The sequence below is a fragment of the Chitinophaga solisilvae genome (genome assembly GCF_009928525.1).
GTDB lineage: Bacteria > Bacteroidota > Bacteroidia > Chitinophagales > Chitinophagaceae > Chitinophaga > Chitinophaga solisilvae.
The window spans coordinates 73,577-91,114 of the sequence record NZ_JAABOK010000019.1 but is presented as its reverse complement, the minus strand read 5'-3'; the positions used below and the strand labels follow the sequence as shown (position 1 = coordinate 91,114).

General features: G+C 46.4%; 17 protein-coding genes. 5 read left to right on the top strand and 12 right to left on the bottom strand.

What is annotated here, in order from left to right:
* Positions 1 to 10: 10 nt before the first annotated feature.
* On the bottom strand, positions 11 to 574 hold the full coding sequence (locus GWG06_RS27145; protein WP_127040372.1) for a hypothetical protein: 564 nt from the start codon (positions 572 to 574) through the stop codon (positions 11 to 13).
* A gap of 253 nt (positions 575 to 827) precedes the next feature.
* Between GWG06_RS27145 and GWG06_RS27140 the strand changes: the two genes are divergently transcribed.
* On the top strand, positions 828 to 1,001 hold the full coding sequence (locus GWG06_RS27140; protein ID WP_158631512.1) for a hypothetical protein: 174 nt from the start codon (positions 828 to 830) through the stop codon (positions 999 to 1,001).
* 16 nt (positions 1,002 to 1,017) lie between these two features.
* On the opposite strand, the gene GWG06_RS27135 is transcribed toward GWG06_RS27140, so the two are convergent.
* Entirely contained in the window at positions 1,018 to 1,302 is a 285-nt protein-coding gene (locus GWG06_RS27135) for a chaperone modulator CbpM (protein ID WP_160717520.1), read from the bottom strand.
* Positions 1,303 to 1,308: 6 nt separating this feature from the next.
* The gene (locus GWG06_RS27130) at positions 1,309 to 2,223 is read right to left on the bottom strand and encodes a DnaJ C-terminal domain-containing protein (protein WP_160717518.1); all 915 of its coding nucleotides are present in this window, start codon (positions 2,221 to 2,223) and stop codon (positions 1,309 to 1,311) included.
* A gap of 327 nt (positions 2,224 to 2,550) precedes the next feature.
* On the opposite strand from GWG06_RS27130, the gene GWG06_RS27125 reads away from it, so the two are divergent.
* From GWG06_RS27125 to GWG06_RS27115, 3 genes are all read left to right on the top strand, one after another.
* On the top strand, positions 2,551 to 4,974 hold the full coding sequence (locus GWG06_RS27125; protein WP_160717516.1) for an FdhF/YdeP family oxidoreductase: 2,424 nt from the start codon (positions 2,551 to 2,553) through the stop codon (positions 4,972 to 4,974).
* Between the two features lie 89 nt (positions 4,975 to 5,063).
* Positions 5,064 to 6,044 (top strand): Dyp-type peroxidase, encoded by a 981-nt coding sequence (locus tag GWG06_RS27120; protein ID WP_160717514.1) that lies wholly within the window; start codon positions 5,064 to 5,066, stop codon positions 6,042 to 6,044.
* A gap of 201 nt (positions 6,045 to 6,245) precedes the next feature.
* Complete coding sequence (locus GWG06_RS27115; RefSeq protein WP_160717512.1) at positions 6,246 to 7,910, top strand: ArnT family glycosyltransferase; 1,665 nt, start codon at positions 6,246 to 6,248, stop codon at positions 7,908 to 7,910.
* A gap of 147 nt (positions 7,911 to 8,057) precedes the next feature.
* On the opposite strand, the gene GWG06_RS27110 is transcribed toward GWG06_RS27115, so the two are convergent.
* On the bottom strand, positions 8,058 to 8,927 hold the full coding sequence (locus GWG06_RS27110; RefSeq protein WP_235938557.1) for a 2OG-Fe(II) oxygenase: 870 nt from the start codon (positions 8,925 to 8,927) through the stop codon (positions 8,058 to 8,060).
* A gap of 186 nt (positions 8,928 to 9,113) precedes the next feature.
* Between GWG06_RS27110 and GWG06_RS27105 the strand changes: the two genes are divergently transcribed.
* Entirely contained in the window at positions 9,114 to 9,452 is a 339-nt protein-coding gene (locus GWG06_RS27105; RefSeq protein ID WP_160717510.1) for a hypothetical protein, read from the top strand.
* 308 nt (positions 9,453 to 9,760) lie between these two features.
* Here GWG06_RS27105 and GWG06_RS27100 read toward each other — a convergent pair whose 3' ends face one another.
* The 8 genes from GWG06_RS27100 to GWG06_RS27065 all read right to left on the bottom strand — a co-directional run bounded on the left by GWG06_RS27100 (position 9,761) and on the right by GWG06_RS27065 (position 17,518).
* Positions 9,761 to 9,928: a hypothetical protein gene (locus GWG06_RS27100; RefSeq protein WP_160717508.1), complete on the bottom strand. Its 168-nt coding sequence runs from the start codon at positions 9,926 to 9,928 to the stop codon at positions 9,761 to 9,763.
* A gap of 7 nt (positions 9,929 to 9,935) precedes the next feature.
* Positions 9,936 to 11,273, bottom strand: coding sequence for a c-type cytochrome (locus tag GWG06_RS27095; protein ID WP_160717506.1), 1,338 nt, complete (start codon positions 11,271 to 11,273; stop codon positions 9,936 to 9,938).
* A 28-nt stretch (positions 11,274 to 11,301) separates the two neighbouring features.
* Complete coding sequence (locus GWG06_RS27090) at positions 11,302 to 12,765, bottom strand: c-type cytochrome (RefSeq protein ID WP_160717504.1); 1,464 nt, start codon at positions 12,763 to 12,765, stop codon at positions 11,302 to 11,304.
* Between the two features lie 330 nt (positions 12,766 to 13,095).
* Positions 13,096 to 13,239, bottom strand: a complete 144-nt coding sequence (locus tag GWG06_RS27085) for a hypothetical protein (RefSeq protein ID WP_158631515.1) — start codon at positions 13,237 to 13,239, stop codon at positions 13,096 to 13,098.
* 142 nt (positions 13,240 to 13,381) lie between these two features.
* Positions 13,382 to 14,242, bottom strand: a complete 861-nt coding sequence (locus tag GWG06_RS27080) for an AraC family transcriptional regulator (RefSeq protein WP_158631516.1) — start codon at positions 14,240 to 14,242, stop codon at positions 13,382 to 13,384.
* Positions 14,243 to 14,284: 42 nt separating this feature from the next.
* Entirely contained in the window at positions 14,285 to 14,659 is a 375-nt protein-coding gene (locus tag GWG06_RS27075; RefSeq protein ID WP_127040401.1) for a hypothetical protein, read from the bottom strand.
* A 9-nt stretch (positions 14,660 to 14,668) separates the two neighbouring features.
* The gene (locus GWG06_RS27070; protein WP_160717502.1) at positions 14,669 to 15,307 is read right to left on the bottom strand and encodes an SCO family protein; all 639 of its coding nucleotides are present in this window, start codon (positions 15,305 to 15,307) and stop codon (positions 14,669 to 14,671) included.
* Between the two features lie 120 nt (positions 15,308 to 15,427).
* Complete coding sequence (locus GWG06_RS27065; RefSeq protein WP_160717501.1) at positions 15,428 to 17,518, bottom strand: LamG domain-containing protein; 2,091 nt, start codon at positions 17,516 to 17,518, stop codon at positions 15,428 to 15,430.
* Between the last annotated feature and the right edge of the window lie 20 nt (positions 17,519 to 17,538).

Genomic DNA, 17,538 nt, shown 5'->3' with positions numbered 1-17,538 from the left:
CTGACAGCATTCACCTGCCGCGACGCTGGCCAATAACTACCAGTTGCGCCAGTATCCAGTCGGCGAGTGCCTTTCGCCGCTCTTTCATTCGTTGTAAACGCACCAGGTAAACGACGGAAAAAAGTACGCCGCAGGCAGACAGCCACAGGCCCCACGAAAGTCCTTCACCGTGCAGTAACCAGCCCAGACAGCCAATGATGATGCCCAATGCTATTACACAGACCGTGCGGACAATCCGTTGCGTAGCATTCAGGATCAGATACGGCGTAAGATCCGCCTTTTCGGGCCTGATCTCTGTAAGGTATAAAAGCTCCGGTAACTGATGGGAAGGCACCTCTTTGTTCAGCCATAGCCATGCCAATGCATCCGGCATCCGCCGGCAGTTATTGTCAGGTACGGAACAAATCATATAGCCTTGCAACCTTGCCCGTTTATCCATTACAGCATGTGCCGGCACTATCCCTCCTTTATACTGCACACAGATATCAAATTGGGTGAGAAGATTATTATTCCAGGGATTTGCAGCACGAATCCTTTCCAATACTGCTGTTTCGGCGTAAACAAAATGAGCCATGGTTATTGGTTTATCTGTGTCTGCTGTTTATCCCGCCCCCTGCTGTGAGTCTGCAATAAAAGCGTATGCAGCAGCAACCCGAAAAAAAGAAAGAAGCCAGGGTGATAAATTTCATAAACCGGTATTAACTGAAAATTATCTTTAAAAACAGTTTATCATGTCATCACAAACAAAAATCATTCTCTGCATTATCTCCGTTGTATTAACAGGCTTTTGTCTTTATCACTTCTTTGGCTGATTAAAAAAGAATAACATGAAAATACCAGAAGGTCAGCATTGCCCCGTTATTCCCGCTCACCTGCCATGGTACAGGAAGGTGGCCTTAACATTTTTTCGCTTCGGGGTATGCCCGCTCTGTATTACGATGAGCGTCTCCTATAGTATTGGCAGGTGGTTCAGAGAACGAAAAAACAAAAGAACCGGGTAACCGTTTCCCTGGCTGCCTATTGCGGTATTTCGCCTCCCAGCCGCCTGATGGTTGCGTGCAGCAGCTGTACGCGTTCCAGCAGGTGGCTGATGGCTTCCAGTCCTTCCATATTCACCTGCAGGTCATAGTGAAGGCGCATGTATTTTTCCAGCAGGGGCAATTGGTCATAATCCAGGTAGGCTTCTTCTTCCATGCGCAGCAGCGTGATCAGTCCGTGCTCATCCAGATCAAATATGAAAGAAGATGATATACTGTAGTACTGGCTGCATTGCTCAACGGTTATGCTATGTTGTGTTTCCATATGGGCTTATTTTGATCGTTCTTCAGATAATTTCCGGAATAATTCCTTTTCATTTTCAGAAAGATGAGTGGGTAGTTCTACCTGCCAGGTAATGTATAAGTCGCCATACATACCTTCCTGTTTATAAACAGGAAATCCTTTTCCTTTCAGACGTACTTTTGCACCGTTCTGCGTTTCCGGAGCGATCTTCAGTTTCACTTTTCCTCCCGGGGTATCCACCACCTGTTCTCCGCCCAGAAGCGCCTTGTACAGACCGAGTGGCAGGGTGGCGTACAGATCATTTCCCTTCCGGACAAAACCGGTATCATTCCTTACTTCGAAGGTGATGTACAGGTCGCCATTAGGGCCATCATTCATGCCAGGACCGCCATACTTTGCCAGTTTAATTTCCTGCCCGTCAGCAATACCTGCCGGTACGGTGATCCTGATTTTTTTCCCGTTTACGGTAAACGTCTGCTGATGGGTGGCATATGCTTCGGTAAGGGTTATTTCAAGTTTTGCATGAATATCCTGCCCGCGAAACCGGGTTTGTCTTCCACTGCCGCGATCCCCGAACATAGAGGAAAAGAAATCTGAAAAATCGCCGTCATTACCGCTGTAGGTATAGTGCTGCCCTTCGCCGAACGGATTCCCTCCATAAGAAGCATTCCCGGCGTGCGCACCCTGCTGTCTTCTAGCTTCTTCAAACTGTTCCGCATGTTTCCAGTCCTTACCATACTGATCGTATTTTTTCCGGTTATCAGGATCGCTAAGTACTTCGTTGGCCTCATTGATCTGCTGAAAGATCCTGACAGCCTCCGGATTATCAGGATTGAGGTCCGGATGATGCTTGCGGGCGAGCTTCCGGTATGCCTTTTTGATTTCTTCATTCGTAGCATCCTTACTCACGCCCAGGGTTTTGTAGTAATCGATAAAATCCATATGATGCGGTTTACATAATTTGATGGATGATCATTGCAGGGGTATTGTCACATGCTTGCGTTCTGATGCCGGGCAATGCAATGAATTTAAACAATAATATTGTAACTCCTGTCATTCGGATCAGAAAATGCAGCTATACTGCGTTTCTGGCATTCCGTGTTCCCGGCGGGCATTATTTTTTTCTGTCCTGCGGAAAATATGACGGCCATAAATAACGGATACAACAATGATTAATTTTCGATAACTTTAAGAAAGGATGCAATTGTTGAAAACCAGCGCGATAACTACTTTGATCAAACCATTTCCTGCTAATAAAAAGTATGCATTATGGAAAACAAGGAAGACATCAACGATCATACAAAAGGTCATCCACATGCTGCTGACAGAAAACAAAAAAATACCGGGAAACCTGATGCAGAAAATCCCTTTGTGCTTTCCGGCCACCTGAAAGTAGGTCCTGTAGAAAAGAAGGCAGCAGGCATCCCGGCAGTACTGGCTTCCTTTGCAGATCTGATAGAAGAAAAAGCACTGATCAGAGGAACAATAGCACTGTTTAAAATGAACCAGTTTAACGGATTTGACTGCTCCAGTTGTGCCTGGCCTGATCCGGACGACGAGCGGTCCCCCCTGGCAGAATATTGTGAAAACGGTGCGAAGGCACTCGCTGAAGAAGCTACTACCAAAAAAGTAACACCCGATTTTTTCAGGAAAAATGCTGTTTATGAGCTGTCTCTGCTGGATGATTACCAGATCGGGAAAATGGGCCGGCTTACCGATCCCGTATACCTACCGGCAGGAGGCACGCACTACCAGCCCATCAGCTGGGACGACGCCTTCAAAAAAATAGCGGCACACTTAAACTCACTGGCCTCGCCCGACGAGGCTGCCTTTTATACATCCGGCAGAACCAGCAATGAAGCCTCTTTCGTTTACCAGCTTTTTGCGAAAGCATATGGCACCAACAATATGCCCGACTGCTCCAATATGTGCCATGAAACCTCCGGATCGGGCTTACGTCCGACTATTGGTATCGGTAAGGGAACAGTAACGCTGGAGGACTTTTACGATGCCGAAGTCATTGTAATTATTGGTCAGAATCCCGGCACCAATTCCCCGCGCATGATGAGTGCCCTATCGAAATGCAAGGCAAACGGCGGAAAGATCATTGCCATCAATCCGTTGCCCGAAACGGGCCTGATGGGGTTCAAAGATCCGCAAAAGGTAAAAGGCATCCTGGAAGGAGTAAAACTGGCAGACCTCTACCTCCCTGTAAAAATTAACGGTGACATGGCATTGCTGAAAGCCATCGAAATGTTGCTGCTTGATATGGAGAAAGAAACGCCGGGCGAAGTGCTGGACCAAACATTTATCCGGGAAAAGACAACAGGCTTTCCGGCATTCGAGAAACAATTCAGCCAATACCGGCTGGAAGACCTGGGAGCAGGCTGCGGCGTACCTGTTACACAGCTTCGGGAAGCTGCGCAGATGCTGGCATTAAAAAAACGGATTATCATCTGCTGGGGCATGGGCATTACCCAGCAACCCAATGGTGTAGACATGGTAAGAGAGATGCTGAATATCCTTCTGATGAAAGGCAGTATCGGCATCAAAGGCGCCGGCGTATGCCCCGTACGCGGGCACAGCAATGTACAGGGCAACCGTACCATGCTGATCGATGAAAAACCTACTGGTGAACAGCTGGACCGGCTGGAGAAATTCTATGGTTTTAAAATGCCCCGCAAACACGGTTATGATGTGGTCAGAGCCATTAAAGCCATACATGAGGAAAAAGTAAAGGTATTATGCTGCATGGGCGGAAATCTGCTCTCTGCCGCACCTGATACTACCTATACTGCAGCTGCCCTGAGAAAACTGAACCTCCTGGTCTGCGTTTCTACCAAATTAAACCGCGGCCACCTGATCCACGGAAAAGAAGCTATTATTCTTCCTACCTATTCAAGAGCTGATTTTGATATCGTAAATGGCCAGCTGCAGATTATCAGCACCGAAAACTCCATGGGTGTTGTACAGTCTTCCAAAGGTGTATTGAAACCCGTGTCCGGTCACCTCCTCAATGAAACACAAATTGTATGCAGGATGGCGATGGCCACCCTGGGCAGCAGCCCCGTGGTGAACTGGCAACGCTATCATGACAGCTACGATGCGGTAAGAGACGATATTGAACAATGCATACCAGGCTTTGAAGACTACAATACCAGAGTGCGCCGCAAAGGAGGCTTCTACCTGCCCAATGCCGCCAGGGATGAACAACGCTTTGCAGAGGAGCATGACTACAAGGCGCCTTTTACACTCACAGATATCCCCGCCACCCATCTTGCCGAAGATGAATATATGATGGCGACCACCCGTACCCATGATCAGTTCAACACCACCATTTATGGCCTGGACGATCGTTACCGGGGCATCCATCAGGAACGCCGCGTGATTTTTATGAACGAAAAAGATTTAGCACGCGCAGGTCTTAAAGCCGGCGAAAAGGTGGACCTTTTTAACTACGATGATAACATAGAACGGATCGCACCACTCTTTATCATTGTTCCCTATCCTATTCCTGAAAAGAATACAATGACCTACTTCCCCGAAGCGAATGTGCTGGTATCCATCAATAATGTGGTACGGGAGAGTAATATGCCCGCTTCCAAATATGTAAAAATAAAAATCAGGAAACATAATCCTGATATATTTAAAAAGATAGATGAAATGCTTTTCCGGGCTTCCGCACAACAATAATTTTATATCCTGGTCCGGTATACAGTATACCTGCCGCCTGATACACGCATAAATAATCAACAACCGTTTATAAACCCAAAGCGATTTCAATGACAATATCCCAGCATGTTCTTGACTATCACGGCAACAATACAATATTCCAGGTATGGGTGTTTAAACCGCAGCTGTCCGTTAAAGAGGCGTTCATGCGTATTTGCGCACTGGTAGACAACCTGAATAATTCCGGTCAGAACCGCTTTCCTGATTCAGGCGCTACCTGTGTATTGGGTATCGGACACGATGCGTGGCTGCGGCTTGACTTACCCCGCCCGCTGCCGCTGGAACTGGAGAACTTCCGGCCAATTACCGGCGCTAAACATACTGCAGTTGCAACGGCAGGCGACCTGCACTTTCACATCAAGGGCAGCCAGCCGGGGATCTGCTTCGATATGGCTGCTGCCATCACCGCAACGCTGAGCACTGTGGCAGACTGCATTGAAGAAGTGCACGGCTTCAGGTACTGGGACGGCAGGTCTATACTGGGGTTTGTAGATGGTACAGAAAATCCGCATGGCGATGAAAGAGCCGGATTCGGCCTGATTGGCGATGAAGATGCGGCCTACAAAAATGGCAGCTACCTTTTTGTACAGAAATATATCCACAACTTAATGGCCTTCTCTTCCTTAACCGTTGAAGAACAGGAAAAGGTATTTGGCCGGTACAAAATGAGTGATATAGAAATGCCCGATAACATTAAACCCGCCAATGCCCATATTGCTTTAGCCAATATCGGCGATGAGTTTAAAATCATTCGCGATAACATGCCTTTCGGCAATATGGGCACCAATGAAATGGGCACCTATTTTATTGCCTATGCCCGCACTTTCAGCACCGTAAAAAAAATGCTGGATAATATGTTTATCGGATCCCCGCTGGGTAATTATGACCGGTTACTGGATTTCAGCATCGCCAAAACCGGAACACTATTTTTTGCACCTTCGGCCACTTTTCTTTCTGATGCGGCATCAGGCGATATTTTTCAACCAGACACCGGAAAAAACGAGGTGCTTCCCAATGGAAGCAGCTCCTGAAAACAGATAAAGGTTAATGGTATGCCCATAGCAACAACATCCCGGTTCTCTTCCGGAATGTAGCTGATCCTATATCCTGCAATGGAAGCAGTGATACGGGAGGTTGGTGATGTTTATGCTCCAAAAAAGAATTTCTTAATTTGTAAATGCTGGAACATCAACATATATTTGTTTATTACAACCCATTTACATTCGGTGCATATGCGTACATCCAAACTATCAGTTATCCTGTTATTGGCAGTGATTGCAGCGCTTTTTTTTATTCCTTTCCTGGGACGGGTACATTTATTTGACTGGGATGAAATAAATTTTGCAGAGTGCTCCAGAGAGATGTTGAAGCTGGACGATTATACCAGGATCTATGTTAATTTCAAACCCTTCTGGGAAAAACCACCGATGTTTTTCTGGATGCAGAGCCTGTCCATGAAAATATTCGGGATCAATGAGTTTGCAGCACGCTTCCCCAATGCAGTCTGCGGAATCGTTACCCTTATTGTGCTGTACCTTTGCGGCACACGGTTATACGACAGGAAATTCGGTATCCTCTGGGCGCTTGCCTTCGGCGGATCGCTGTTTCCCAATATGTATTTCAAATCCGGTATTATTGATCCCTGGTTTAACCTGTTCACCTTTCTGTCGCTGTACTACTTTATCCTTTATCACTGGAAGCACAATAAATTTGATAAGGAAGGTTTAGATAAAAAGCCGGTATACTATGCAGTCTGGTCAGGCATCTTTATGGGACTGGCCATCCTCACCAAAGGGCAGGTAGCCCTGATGGTTTTCCTGATGATATTAGGCGTTTACTTTCTCTACAACCGCTTTAAAATCTTTTTTAACTGGTGGCATGCGCTGTTATTCCTGGTAGTTGCTTCTCTGGTAACCCTGACATGGTACGGATATGAGACGGCCAAGAACGGCACCTGGTTTATCACGGAGTTTTTAAAATACCAGTACCGCCTTTTTACTACGCACGATGCCGGACAGGAAGGCTTCTTCGGATATCATTACATAGTACTGCTTGTTGGATGTTTCCCTGCTTCTCTTTTTGCTATCCCGTCTTTCTTCAAAGGACGCTACAGCAGCAGGTATGATAAAGATTTCAAGATATGGATGCTGCTGTTATTCTGGGTAGTAACGCTGCTGTTCACAATTGTACAATCCCGCATCATCCACTATTCCTCCCTGGCCTGGTTCCCGGTTACTTTCCTGGCAGCCTACTCCTTTTATAAATGGGACCGGAAGGAAATGGATTATAAAAAATATGTGGGGGTGCTAACCACCATTCTGGGGACCATCATCGCCATCGTATTGCTGGCCGTTGCATTGATAGCCTTAAATATCAGGCAGCTGATTCCCTACGTTCACGATACATTTGCCCAGGCCAATATGGCTGCGGATGTAAGCTGGAGCGGCTGGGAAGGCATAGTAGGCATCCTGCTGGCCGCCACCGTTATCATAGGATTAAGGCAGCTGAAAAAACATGACTTCCTGAAGGCTGCCACCACCTACTTTGTTGGAACAGCCATCGTCATCTTCCTGGCGGCAGCAATCATTGTTCCTAAAGTAGAAAAGTATTCACAGGCCGCCGCCATTGAATTTTTTGAGCAAAGACAGGGAGAAGACTGTTATGTAACCACCCTCGGCTACTGGAGCTATGCGCCCTTCTTTTACACCCACAAGGAAAAGCCCGTCAATCCAAACTCCTACGATGAAAACTGGCTACTGACAGGAGACATTGACAAACCCACCTATTTTGTCACTAAAGTAGACCGGGTAGATGATTACAAACAATATACCTTGCTGAAAGAATTATACAGAAAAAATGGATTTGTGTTTTTGAAACGAGAAACTAATAAGAAATAATAATTACGAATTGCGAATTGCGAATTACGAATGTAAAAGCGAAGAGCTAAACGAAGATTAAAGGTGATAACTATTAAGTATCTCTTTTAATCTTCGTTTAGCTCTTCGCTTTTACATTCGTAATTCGCAATTCGTAATTCGTAATTATTATTTCCTTTGTTTCTTGCGCGAGAAAAACCTCAACACCTTACTCACAATTTTATCATTAGAGCCTAACATACCTTTTATCTCTGTATAGATAGCTACCAGGGTGTTGTCCAGCTTTACCATCAGCTTTTTCCTTTCTTCTCCCGGACGGGTTACGTAGTGGGTAGCACGGCGGAATGGCTGGGCTTCTTCCGTATAATAATACAGCGCAATAGATCTCCTGTGCCGGTCTTCCGGGCAGGCGGTAGGCTCCGGATGTCCATGGTAGGAATCCGCATCGGTATTGAAGATCACGCAACGGTTAAAAACAGGCAGTACTTTCCGTTCGCAGGCCTGCATCTGTTTGTCCCAGAGTTCCAGCTTACCTCCCCACTCTTCTTCCCAGTCTTTGTTGAGGTATACCAGTACATTCACCCTGCGCTGCCAGTGACGATGGTGCGGATGCACCGTGAAATCGGCATGGATATTCAGATAGCCGCCTCTTTTGGACTGATGTATCCCCCCTCCTTCGAGCAGGTCATCTTTCATAAGCCCTTTAATTCCGGTCAGTGTACTGAGGAACTCCAGGAACTCAGGGGAATTCAGTTCATTAATTGTCCGCCTGATAGATGGCGGCAACAGGTCCAGCTTGTTCAGTCCGGCTTTGTTTTCATTATAATGAACATAATTAATCCAGCCATCCTCTTCATTTAATTTGTCGAATTCCTGGACACAAGCATCCAATACCTGCGGGTCCAGAAAATTCTCTAATACAATGTGCGGATAAGGACTGGCACCCTGGTATTCGCTGCTGAGCACGGGGAGCTGGGCATTCCAGTAATCACGATCAAATAATTGCGTGTTGTGGGTTCTTTCTTTGATGGTTTGCACTTCTTGAATTTTTATGCATGACTTTCAAAAGACATATAAATATAAGGTAAATATACTTTACCAATCAAATTATATTTGTACCGCCGCACGCTCATTCCGCGCCGTGCAACGTCTGGAGCAGGCACAGGCATTTTACGGTAACACAGATTTAACGATAAGCGTAGATCAGACCAGTATAAATGCACTGTGCGCTCTCTTGTATTCAACAGAAACATCTTCCGGTTTATTCCCTTACAGTATTATTATGCTGACAGGCCAACAAATAAACTTAATCCACCCGCTGAATTACCGCTTAAATTACTGGTTGGAAATGAGTTAAGGGGATGGAAAGAGAAAACAGGACGGTTTACCTGCTTTGACCTGTTTTATAAAAATGAAAAAAAAACGAAAGAAAATAATCCCGTGAGAGATGCAGGTAAACACACTGATATTAAAATTGTTATGCCAGTTACTCCCCTCGCCTTCCCTGCTTTATTATTTACTGATGAATCAGGAACACTTTGTCAAATCATTTTTATTACATAAATTCAGTGTGTTAGTCCTTATAACCTGTAATTCCAATGTCAACAAGTTCCATACTCTCAAAAAACAAACTGTTATGAAAAAAACCCAAGAAAAAAAACTCCTGCTTAGTAAAGTAAAGGTTGCTAACTTAAGCAAAAAAGAATCTGTTAAAGGACGCATATGTGTTACCTCTATTGAGGACACCAGCTGCACTACATCTTCCAGGTTAATTACACGTTGCGATTGCTTCTAAAGTGCGATTATCATTTAACAGCACTTTACCAATGTTCTTACAAGGTCCCGCCTAACCGGCGGGACTTTTTGTTTCATCAGTATAATCCCTTCACAAATAAGTACGCATCTTCTTCGGCGGCTTTCTGTTGCAGCAGTACTTTATCCTTGGACAGATACTGGATGGTGGTGGCAAGTACAATCAGCTGTCTGATTATACAGAAGCACAGCAGTATAGCCGCAGTAATAAAAATTGTATTCAGCATATGATCGTTATTTAATGGAAAGAATATATCCTGTCAGTTCATTCAGGTCTGCATCAGACAGCTGTGGGAAACCGGGCATCTGCGGATATCCCGGCCGTTTCTTTCCGGGAGCTTTTATCCAGCTTTTCAGTCCCTGTTCGTTGTCATGATAGATGCTGACCATTTCCGTTACGGGAGGGCCTACCAGTTGCTGATCCTGCCGGTGGCATGCGCTGCAGTTGGCCTGGAATACAGCGGCTCCCCTGCCTCCCTTACCGGCTGTAGTATTGCTTACAGGAGGTGCGTCATCTGCCGGCGGGTTACGCCTGGCTTCCGCTGAAATACTTTCAAATTCGGCTGTTCTGGCTGCCATCAGTTTTTTATGAGGCGCCAGTGCATTGGCCCGGTAAACATGCCGTCCGCTTCCCATCAGCAGCACGGTAATGGTCATAGCTGCTATTACCTTACGATAATGCCGGTCTATAAGCTCCGGCGGGCCGGTGATGGCTTTCCACATCCAGTACATGGCAGGCAGCGCTATCGCGGCTCCGCTGAGAATGACCACTATCAGGTTCCATTTAACTCCTTTGGAAGGCAATGTGAGTAATACCACCGGCCCGATCATAAATTGAAACAGGGACATGGCAAATGCCAGCGAGTACACTTTCTTTTTGACATCATAACGGGTAAGGGTATGGAAATAATTTTCAAACGGATAACGTTTCCTGCCAACATACCAGAAAAGAAACAGCCCCGTCACCGCCAATGACGCACAGAGAAAGTGCAGGTAGCGCGGAAATACATTCGGCAGCGTCAGTGCACTCATAAAACCCCTGACAGTTCCCCATTTCTCCGGGAACAGCATCAGGTTGATATTGGTTAAAAATATCAGGGGGATGAAGAGAAACACCAATACGGCAGCGGCAATAATGGATATATGCAGCGGTTTATTATTCTCCAGTTTATGCCAGGTGTATTTATGCAGATACGTTAACAGGAAGGCGATTGTAACCAGCGGAATAATTGAAATCCACATCAGCCCTGTCAGCGCATTGGCTGAATAAAAATAAACGGTATACAGTGCATTTATGCTCAGCAACGGCGCTACTCCCAATACTACCGCAAGGCTTTTATTAACGGTGATCGTCTTGGCAATTTCATACGCCAGCGTATCGTATTCCTTGTCTTTAAGCCCTTTTATCTGTGCCCACAGCGTTAATACGGAGCCTCCCAGCATCAGGTTCACAAATATGATGTGCGCCAGGAAAGATATCACCAGCAATACTACCAATAGCGGTTCAGGTAGCGGAAGAGGAAGCGGAATGTCTCTGGGCACCGGTGTGGTGGCCTGTAATAAAATGTTCATGTGTCGGTTTGCTTATTGATATCGGATACTATTTTTCGTCGGACTCATTTTTTTTCATCAGCTCAACAGCAGCGTCCATACTATTCAGCGGGTTTACGGTCACGCCTTCCGTCTGTGCGCCGCCCAGCGGCTCCCCGGTAAGCTGCAGCTGCCTGATATAGGCTGCAAGTGCTTTCAGCTCCTGGGTGTTACCGGGAAACGGAGGCATATATGTTCTGCCGTTATGCATATTGGGGATATAGGCTTCTATGGAATTTTCATCCAGCGGCTTGCCGGCGCCATACACCCGTTCAAATACTTCTACGATAGAATTAATGCCATTGGTAGTATGGCAGCGGCTGCAGGACAGCATAAACACATCGCGCCCGGCTGCCAGCCTATTCGCGGGGGTTATTTCCACGACGCCTGTATAGGTTGCATATTTCAGTATGCCGTCTCTTTTATAAAGCGGGTAGTCTTCTTCCCGCAGCAGATTGGAATACATGTAACCGCCGATGATATAGGGTTTCCGGATAAACTCCCGGACACGCTCAAAAATACCGAGGAATCCGAATGCCGCCAGGCACGGCGCCAGCACAAAGGCAAATCTAATTGACCGTGGCCGCAGCAGCGCCCATATGCTGATGATGACCACCAGCGAAACCGCACCGGGAATAATGTAGCTCAGCAGCTGATAATACTGTGCAAACTCCATGGTGCCTACGGCTGTGCTCATATTAAAACGCATCGCTTCCGGCATGGCCCGGTAATATATACAGGCCGCCACCAGCGCTACCGGCGCCCACGCCAGTATCCAGCGGGCGGCACTCTTCAGCGCCGTTGTTCTCACGGCTGTTCCCCTGGAGGTGAAAATAGTTGTCAGCAACATACCAAAGATGCCGCCCAGCACCATCGCCGCCGGCGTACGGAAAAAAAGCTGCGGCAGATAAATAGGATTGGTAAACCCGTTCAGCAGACTATGATGCTGGTTCCAGTTTCCCGGGTCCATCATAAACCCCAGAATAGAAACAATGATGACCATCGTAATCCAGGAAAACAATGAAAGAAACCATCCGAATCTGATATGACGCAGCTTTGCTTTCAGGGTGCGGCCGGCATTTTTCCAGGTAAGAAAATAGATCATTATCAACACCACTTCCGTTACAAACGTCAGCCACTCCACAAACCAGGCAAAGTAGAATACCCGTATCAGGCTGCCTATAGAAGCAGGGCTGATCAATGCGGCAGAAAACCATATTCCTACGCCGGTCATGGCTCCCAGCGTGGTGGTGATAATAAACGCCACCTTCATTTTCCGGTATACCATATCATCCCATGCCGGATCGGTAATCTGTGCAGCACCCGCCATGCTCACTCCTTTCTGTTCCAGCCAGGTGATATACGGAATAAATCCAACTGCCAGCCCATGATTGATAAAAACATGAATGATAGCAATCATGGCAATAAGAAACCGGTCATTCAGCCAGTCAAGATGAAACATCGGAAAATCCATCAGGTACTTTTTTAATACCCGCAAAGGTAGAACAGGACTGCATTAAGCGGAAGAAATGAAGAAGCCGGTTGTTTAATTAAACAAGCCGGCTTCTGCTGACACTTAGTATAAGCACTTAGAAAAACAATCGTATTCATATTGTTTTCGGGTACTGTTATTTCGAAAAAACGTACTGTCTACATTAACCTGGACAGCAGCAATAACAGGCAGCACAATAAAATGCCGACTGCTATCCTGTTTATCAATACCAGTACGCCTACCATATCTTTCTTCTGACTATCAAAATTATTCATCGGTTTATTTTTAAACGTGTTAAAATCTGATGTACCCTTACAATTGCTTCAGTATCCTGATAATATGATCGTACTGCAGGATGATGATCAGTACCAGCAGCAGCGCCAGTATAATCTTTACCAGCGTTCTGCTGCGGCGGAATTTGCTTTCATTCCTTTTGATGACTTCATTTGTATCCATATAATTTTTTTTTAAAACTGATCAGTTGAGATTGAGTTTAATGACAGCCGGTTTCTTGACAACCGTAATACGGCTGCCGGAACGGACCTGCACGCGGATGCTGATTTTCTCTCCTGTTGAATGACCTGACATATATACTTTTTTACTGTTGATTTTTCCTGAAACGTTCAGGTGTCATACCTGTATTCTTTTTGAAGAAGGTCACGAAATAGGAAACGCTTTCAAACTCCAGTTCTTTCGCTATTTCCGCTACTGAACCACCTGAATAGTGCAGCAAACGCTGTGCTTCTATAGTGATCCTTTTACGGATCAGTTCTCCGCTGGACAAACTTTTATACTTGCGGCATATCTTATTCATGTAGTTCGTTGTAATATTCAGCTGCTCAGCATAAAAGGAAGGTGTTTTATGCTTTATAAAATGTTCATCCAGCAACAGCTGAAACCGCCGGAGTTTCTCCTCTGTGTTATTCTTCTTTGCTATGGCGGATGGTTCAAACTGTCTGTCCAGCTTACAGAGAAGAATGTTCAGAAAAGACCGGAGTATACTGCCGGCTCCTTTATGGTGGCGGTTAAACTCCTGCTGCATAAAGGAACAGAGCTGCTTCCATTCATATGCTTTCGTTTCATCCAGGCGCACGTAGTGGCTGTTCTCCCGGTTGATGAAAGAAAACTGAAAGAGTGCGTTGTTATTATATCTTAATGAAAAAAAATCTTCCTTAAAAAAAATGATGGTACCGGTTGCGGCCCTGTTTATATCCATGCTGAATATACTGCCAGGTTTAACACAAATGACTTTCGGCCGGTCCAGCCGGATGGCAATGCCATCAATAACCGCAGCGCCCTGCGCATTTTCTATGCACAGCAGCGTGTAGAACGATTGCCGGTGGGCCCATTCCAGCTGAGGGTATTTCTCCAGTATACAGGCCAGAGTACCCATCCAGAAAAAGTCATTACCTGCCTTAAACATGTCAGCAGATAAAACAGCGATTTCGCTGGATTTCATACCCATGTATTAGCTTAATAATGAAATGCAATAAATAGTCAGCTATGCCAGCTGTACGGGAGGTTTAAATACCTGCTGCGTATACAGGTGAGGGAAGTAAGGGGATTTATACAGCTGCAGGCTGCTGATATTTTTTCCGGGTAAGGATTGTTCCGGCAGGTCTGCAATATGTACGCAAAACAATGTCATTTCCTTATACTTGATGTCAGGCGCTTTTTCTTCCCTGCGTTCCTGCTGGCTCAGCTGGCTGTCAAGAAAGCAGGCGCCCCGGCAGACGGGGATGCGGTCAAACCTGTTTATACAAAGGGTTTCAGCGATATGGTTCCTGTTCAGGTAAAAAGCAGCCACTATCCAGCAGTTGCCGGTACTTTGCAACAGCGTGATGCATAAAAGCAATATGGATAATAGTCGCTTCAAATCAATCTATCAGGATGGTTCCTTTAATAAAATGGCGATATCACCTATCAACCGGTAGGTTTCCTGTTTGTTGGTGCCGTCATATACGCCGCGTATGTGACGGTTTTTATCTATAAGCAGCAAGCCTCCGCTGTGGGCATATCCACCGGGTGCGGTGCTATCTTTATAGGCATTGGAAAAATAACCTTTCTCCGCCAGGTGGTAAATACTGTCCTGGTTGCCAGTCACAAATTTCCACTTTTTATCATTAATATTCAAACTAAGTGCGTAGGCTTTTAACCGGGGAACAGAATCCCGCACCGGGTCAATGGTATGGGAGATGAACCTGATACGCTCTTCCGTACTGTAATAGTCATACACCCTTTTCATCTCTGCCGTCATCTTCGGGCAGATAGCCGGACACGACAGGAAGATAAAATCGGCCACGTAAATGTTGCCGGCAAAGGAGTTTTCATCAACCGGCAGCCCGTCCTGGTCGATGAAAGAAAATGGCGGCACAACCGGATAAACGGAATCATACACTTCCCTGCCGCCGGCAAACCGTTTTGACACGGTGGGTTCACCCAGCACCGGCAACCTTTTTTCCGGGCGTTTGCAGCCGGTCGCCATTATAAATATCACAAGCACCCATATGGCAATGCTTCTCATATCTCTGTTCCTTTAGTATATATCAAAATGAACTTACCGGGGGCAAAGCTAGGCATAAGCAGTAAAGCCATCAAACTTTTCTGATGGCTTTACTGCTTACTGAGATGAACAGCGCTGTGGCTAGGCGGTTTGAGCTGCCGTCTTCTCAGTCGTCTGCGGGCATGCGCCATGGTATTCCAGGGAGAGCTTTGTTAATTGCGCTGCCCATACAATGAACTTTCCCAGGATTTCTGCTGCCACGGTACCCGTTACCAGGGTAATGATCCGGGCGAGCAGTGCTGCGAGGCCAAACCAGCCGGCCGCAATAAAAGCGAACTTCAGAATGGGCCAGAGTATTTTTTCGCGATGTATGGCGGTAATGACATCCAGCGCAGATGCCACGCTGATGGTAGTACCTACCAGAGTGGTAATTTTTGCTATCAGCTTCGCATTTTTAACTATCATGTTAAAAATCTTCGTGGGCACCTGATTAAAAGGAGAGAAAATCGGGAGGGGCAGGAATATGCCGAAGAAGCTGACCGTCATGGTAAAAGTAAAAGTGATCCACCAGATGGTGCAGTCGGACACTTCTCCCACCGGCCGGTCATAAAAAAGTACATCGCCACGCAAACCATGATAAATAATTTTCGTTCTGCCGTTTTCATCCGTCCTGGTAACGACTTTCTGCAGTGCGGCATTTCCGGAGAACTCCTTTTCAGCAAGCGCATAGGCTTTCTCAAATGTCTCGTTGAAATCATGTTGCTTTTTTCCCTCCAGTTTAAAAAGGCTGACCAGGCCGGCATATGTTTTCTCTTTATGTTCCTGTGAAAAAAGTTCCGGCTGCGCGGCTGTTTTTACGCCTGGCGGATAAGGAAGCGGTTTTTCTTCCTTCTCATTAAAATAGCTGGAGTTGATGGGCATAGAAATTCCCAGCTGCGCCTTACGCTGGTCCAGGGTGATGACAGTTGTTGCCAGCGCATTTGCTGTGCCATCGAGGAGCTGAACAGGGTGCCCCATGGAATCGGCCGGCGGTGTAACGGTGAAATCAAAATTAGCCACCAGCCGCGGATCTGTAACAACGTCATTCAGCATCCACTGGCGGATTTCCGCCTGCTCCAGGCATTCGTTCCATAAACGGACCTGCTGAAAATAGCCGGTATACCCGGAGCCGCCGATGCTGAGCTTTCCGTTGTCCAGGCTGGCTGCCTTACCCGGGAAGTACTCGGAGGTCTGCAGGTTCCCGTTGATGTACAGGCTCATCATATTTGAGACACCGTTATAGGTGACCGCAAAATGATAGAAGCGGTCTTCAATAATCTGGTCATTTGAAACGATGGCTTCGCCATCTGTATTTCGCTTTGCGATGATACGGCTGTTGTCTTTATCGTACTGAATGAAGTACTGCCATTGCAGATGCTGTTCAAAGGCCAGCATGACAGTGTACTGCGTAGTAGCAGACGGATTAAACCAGCCTTCAATGGTATAGGGTTTATTCCCGTCAAAATTGTATGCAGGAGAAACGCCGCAGTCGATAACGCCCGTCTCCGTTACTTTTACTGAAGGAACGCTGTAGAGGTAATTGGGGGGCTCGGTACTGTATTCAATAGGCGTTAAGTTACCGGAACGGTCATCTGTAGGCATCTCTGTAAAGTCAGCCCAGAATACCAGGTCTGTATTTTTCTGGTTCGGGTAGGTAAGTGCCAGTGCATCTTCTATTGCTTCAAATATATTGCGTGCGGACTTCCAGATAGCAATACGTGAAATCTGCCCGTTGAAATAATTTTCATAGTGACCATCGCGTGCGCTGACGGTAACGCCAATGAGCGTACGAAGCGGCAGCGACGGATAAGGTGTTCCGGTTACCTCCATGCTGGCTACCAGCACACCATCCTGGTAAAGGGAGAGCTGCTTCCCTGCGCTGTCAAAAGTACATGCCACCTGGTGCCACTCATTCAGTGACAGCTCCACCGGAGATGCCAGGTGCAGGTATTTCTTTTCATGGTTGATGCCGGTAAACTGCAGATAGCCGTTAACAATGGTCAGGTTAAATATCATACCGGTACCGGCGGTTCCCTGATCTAAAATGGTTCCTGTAGTAGTGGCGGTAAGAATCGTTGCCTCCAGGGTAAAGGACTGCATGTTGTTCAGGTGCTGCGATGGGAAATAGGCATATGAGTTCCCGTTAAACTGCAGCGCGCTGTATCCCCAGCGTAATGTTAATCCCAGATTCATAATCGTAAGTATTAGTCTGT

Bases quoted from the DNA above. Each gene is read 5' to 3' on its own strand.
- GWG06_RS27120 (WP_160717514.1), top strand. From the start codon at position 5,064: ATGACAATATCCCAGCATGTTCTTGACTATCACGGCAACAATACAATA.
- GWG06_RS27115 (WP_160717512.1), top strand. From the start codon at position 6,246: ATGCGTACATCCAAACTATCAGTTATCCTGTTATTGGCAGTGATTGCA.
- GWG06_RS27145 (WP_127040372.1), bottom strand. From the start codon at position 574: ATGGCTCATTTTGTTTACGCCGAAACAGCAGTATTGGAAAGGATTCGT.
- GWG06_RS27135 (WP_160717520.1), bottom strand. From the start codon at position 1,302: ATGGAAACACAACATAGCATAACCGTTGAGCAATGCAGCCAGTACTAC.
- GWG06_RS27100 (WP_160717508.1), bottom strand. From the start codon at position 9,928: ATGCTGAATACAATTTTTATTACTGCGGCTATACTGCTGTGCTTCTGT.
- GWG06_RS27080 (WP_158631516.1), bottom strand. From the start codon at position 14,242: ATGAAATCCAGCGAAATCGCTGTTTTATCTGCTGACATGTTTAAGGCA.
- GWG06_RS27070 (WP_160717502.1), bottom strand. From the start codon at position 15,307: ATGAGAAGCATTGCCATATGGGTGCTTGTGATATTTATAATGGCGACC.
- GWG06_RS27125 (WP_160717516.1), top strand. From the start codon at position 2,551: ATGGAAAACAAGGAAGACATCAACGATCATACAAAAGGTCATCCACAT.
- GWG06_RS27140 (WP_158631512.1), top strand. From the start codon at position 828: ATGAAAATACCAGAAGGTCAGCATTGCCCCGTTATTCCCGCTCACCTG.
- GWG06_RS27065 (WP_160717501.1), bottom strand. From the start codon at position 17,518: ATGAATCTGGGATTAACATTACGCTGGGGATACAGCGCGCTGCAGTTT.
- GWG06_RS27090 (WP_160717504.1), bottom strand. From the start codon at position 12,765: ATGGATTTTCCGATGTTTCATCTTGACTGGCTGAATGACCGGTTTCTT.
- GWG06_RS27130 (WP_160717518.1), bottom strand. From the start codon at position 2,223: ATGGATTTTATCGATTACTACAAAACCCTGGGCGTGAGTAAGGATGCT.
- GWG06_RS27085 (WP_158631515.1), bottom strand. From the start codon at position 13,239: ATGGATACAAATGAAGTCATCAAAAGGAATGAAAGCAAATTCCGCCGC.
- GWG06_RS27095 (WP_160717506.1), bottom strand. From the start codon at position 11,273: ATGAACATTTTATTACAGGCCACCACACCGGTGCCCAGAGACATTCCG.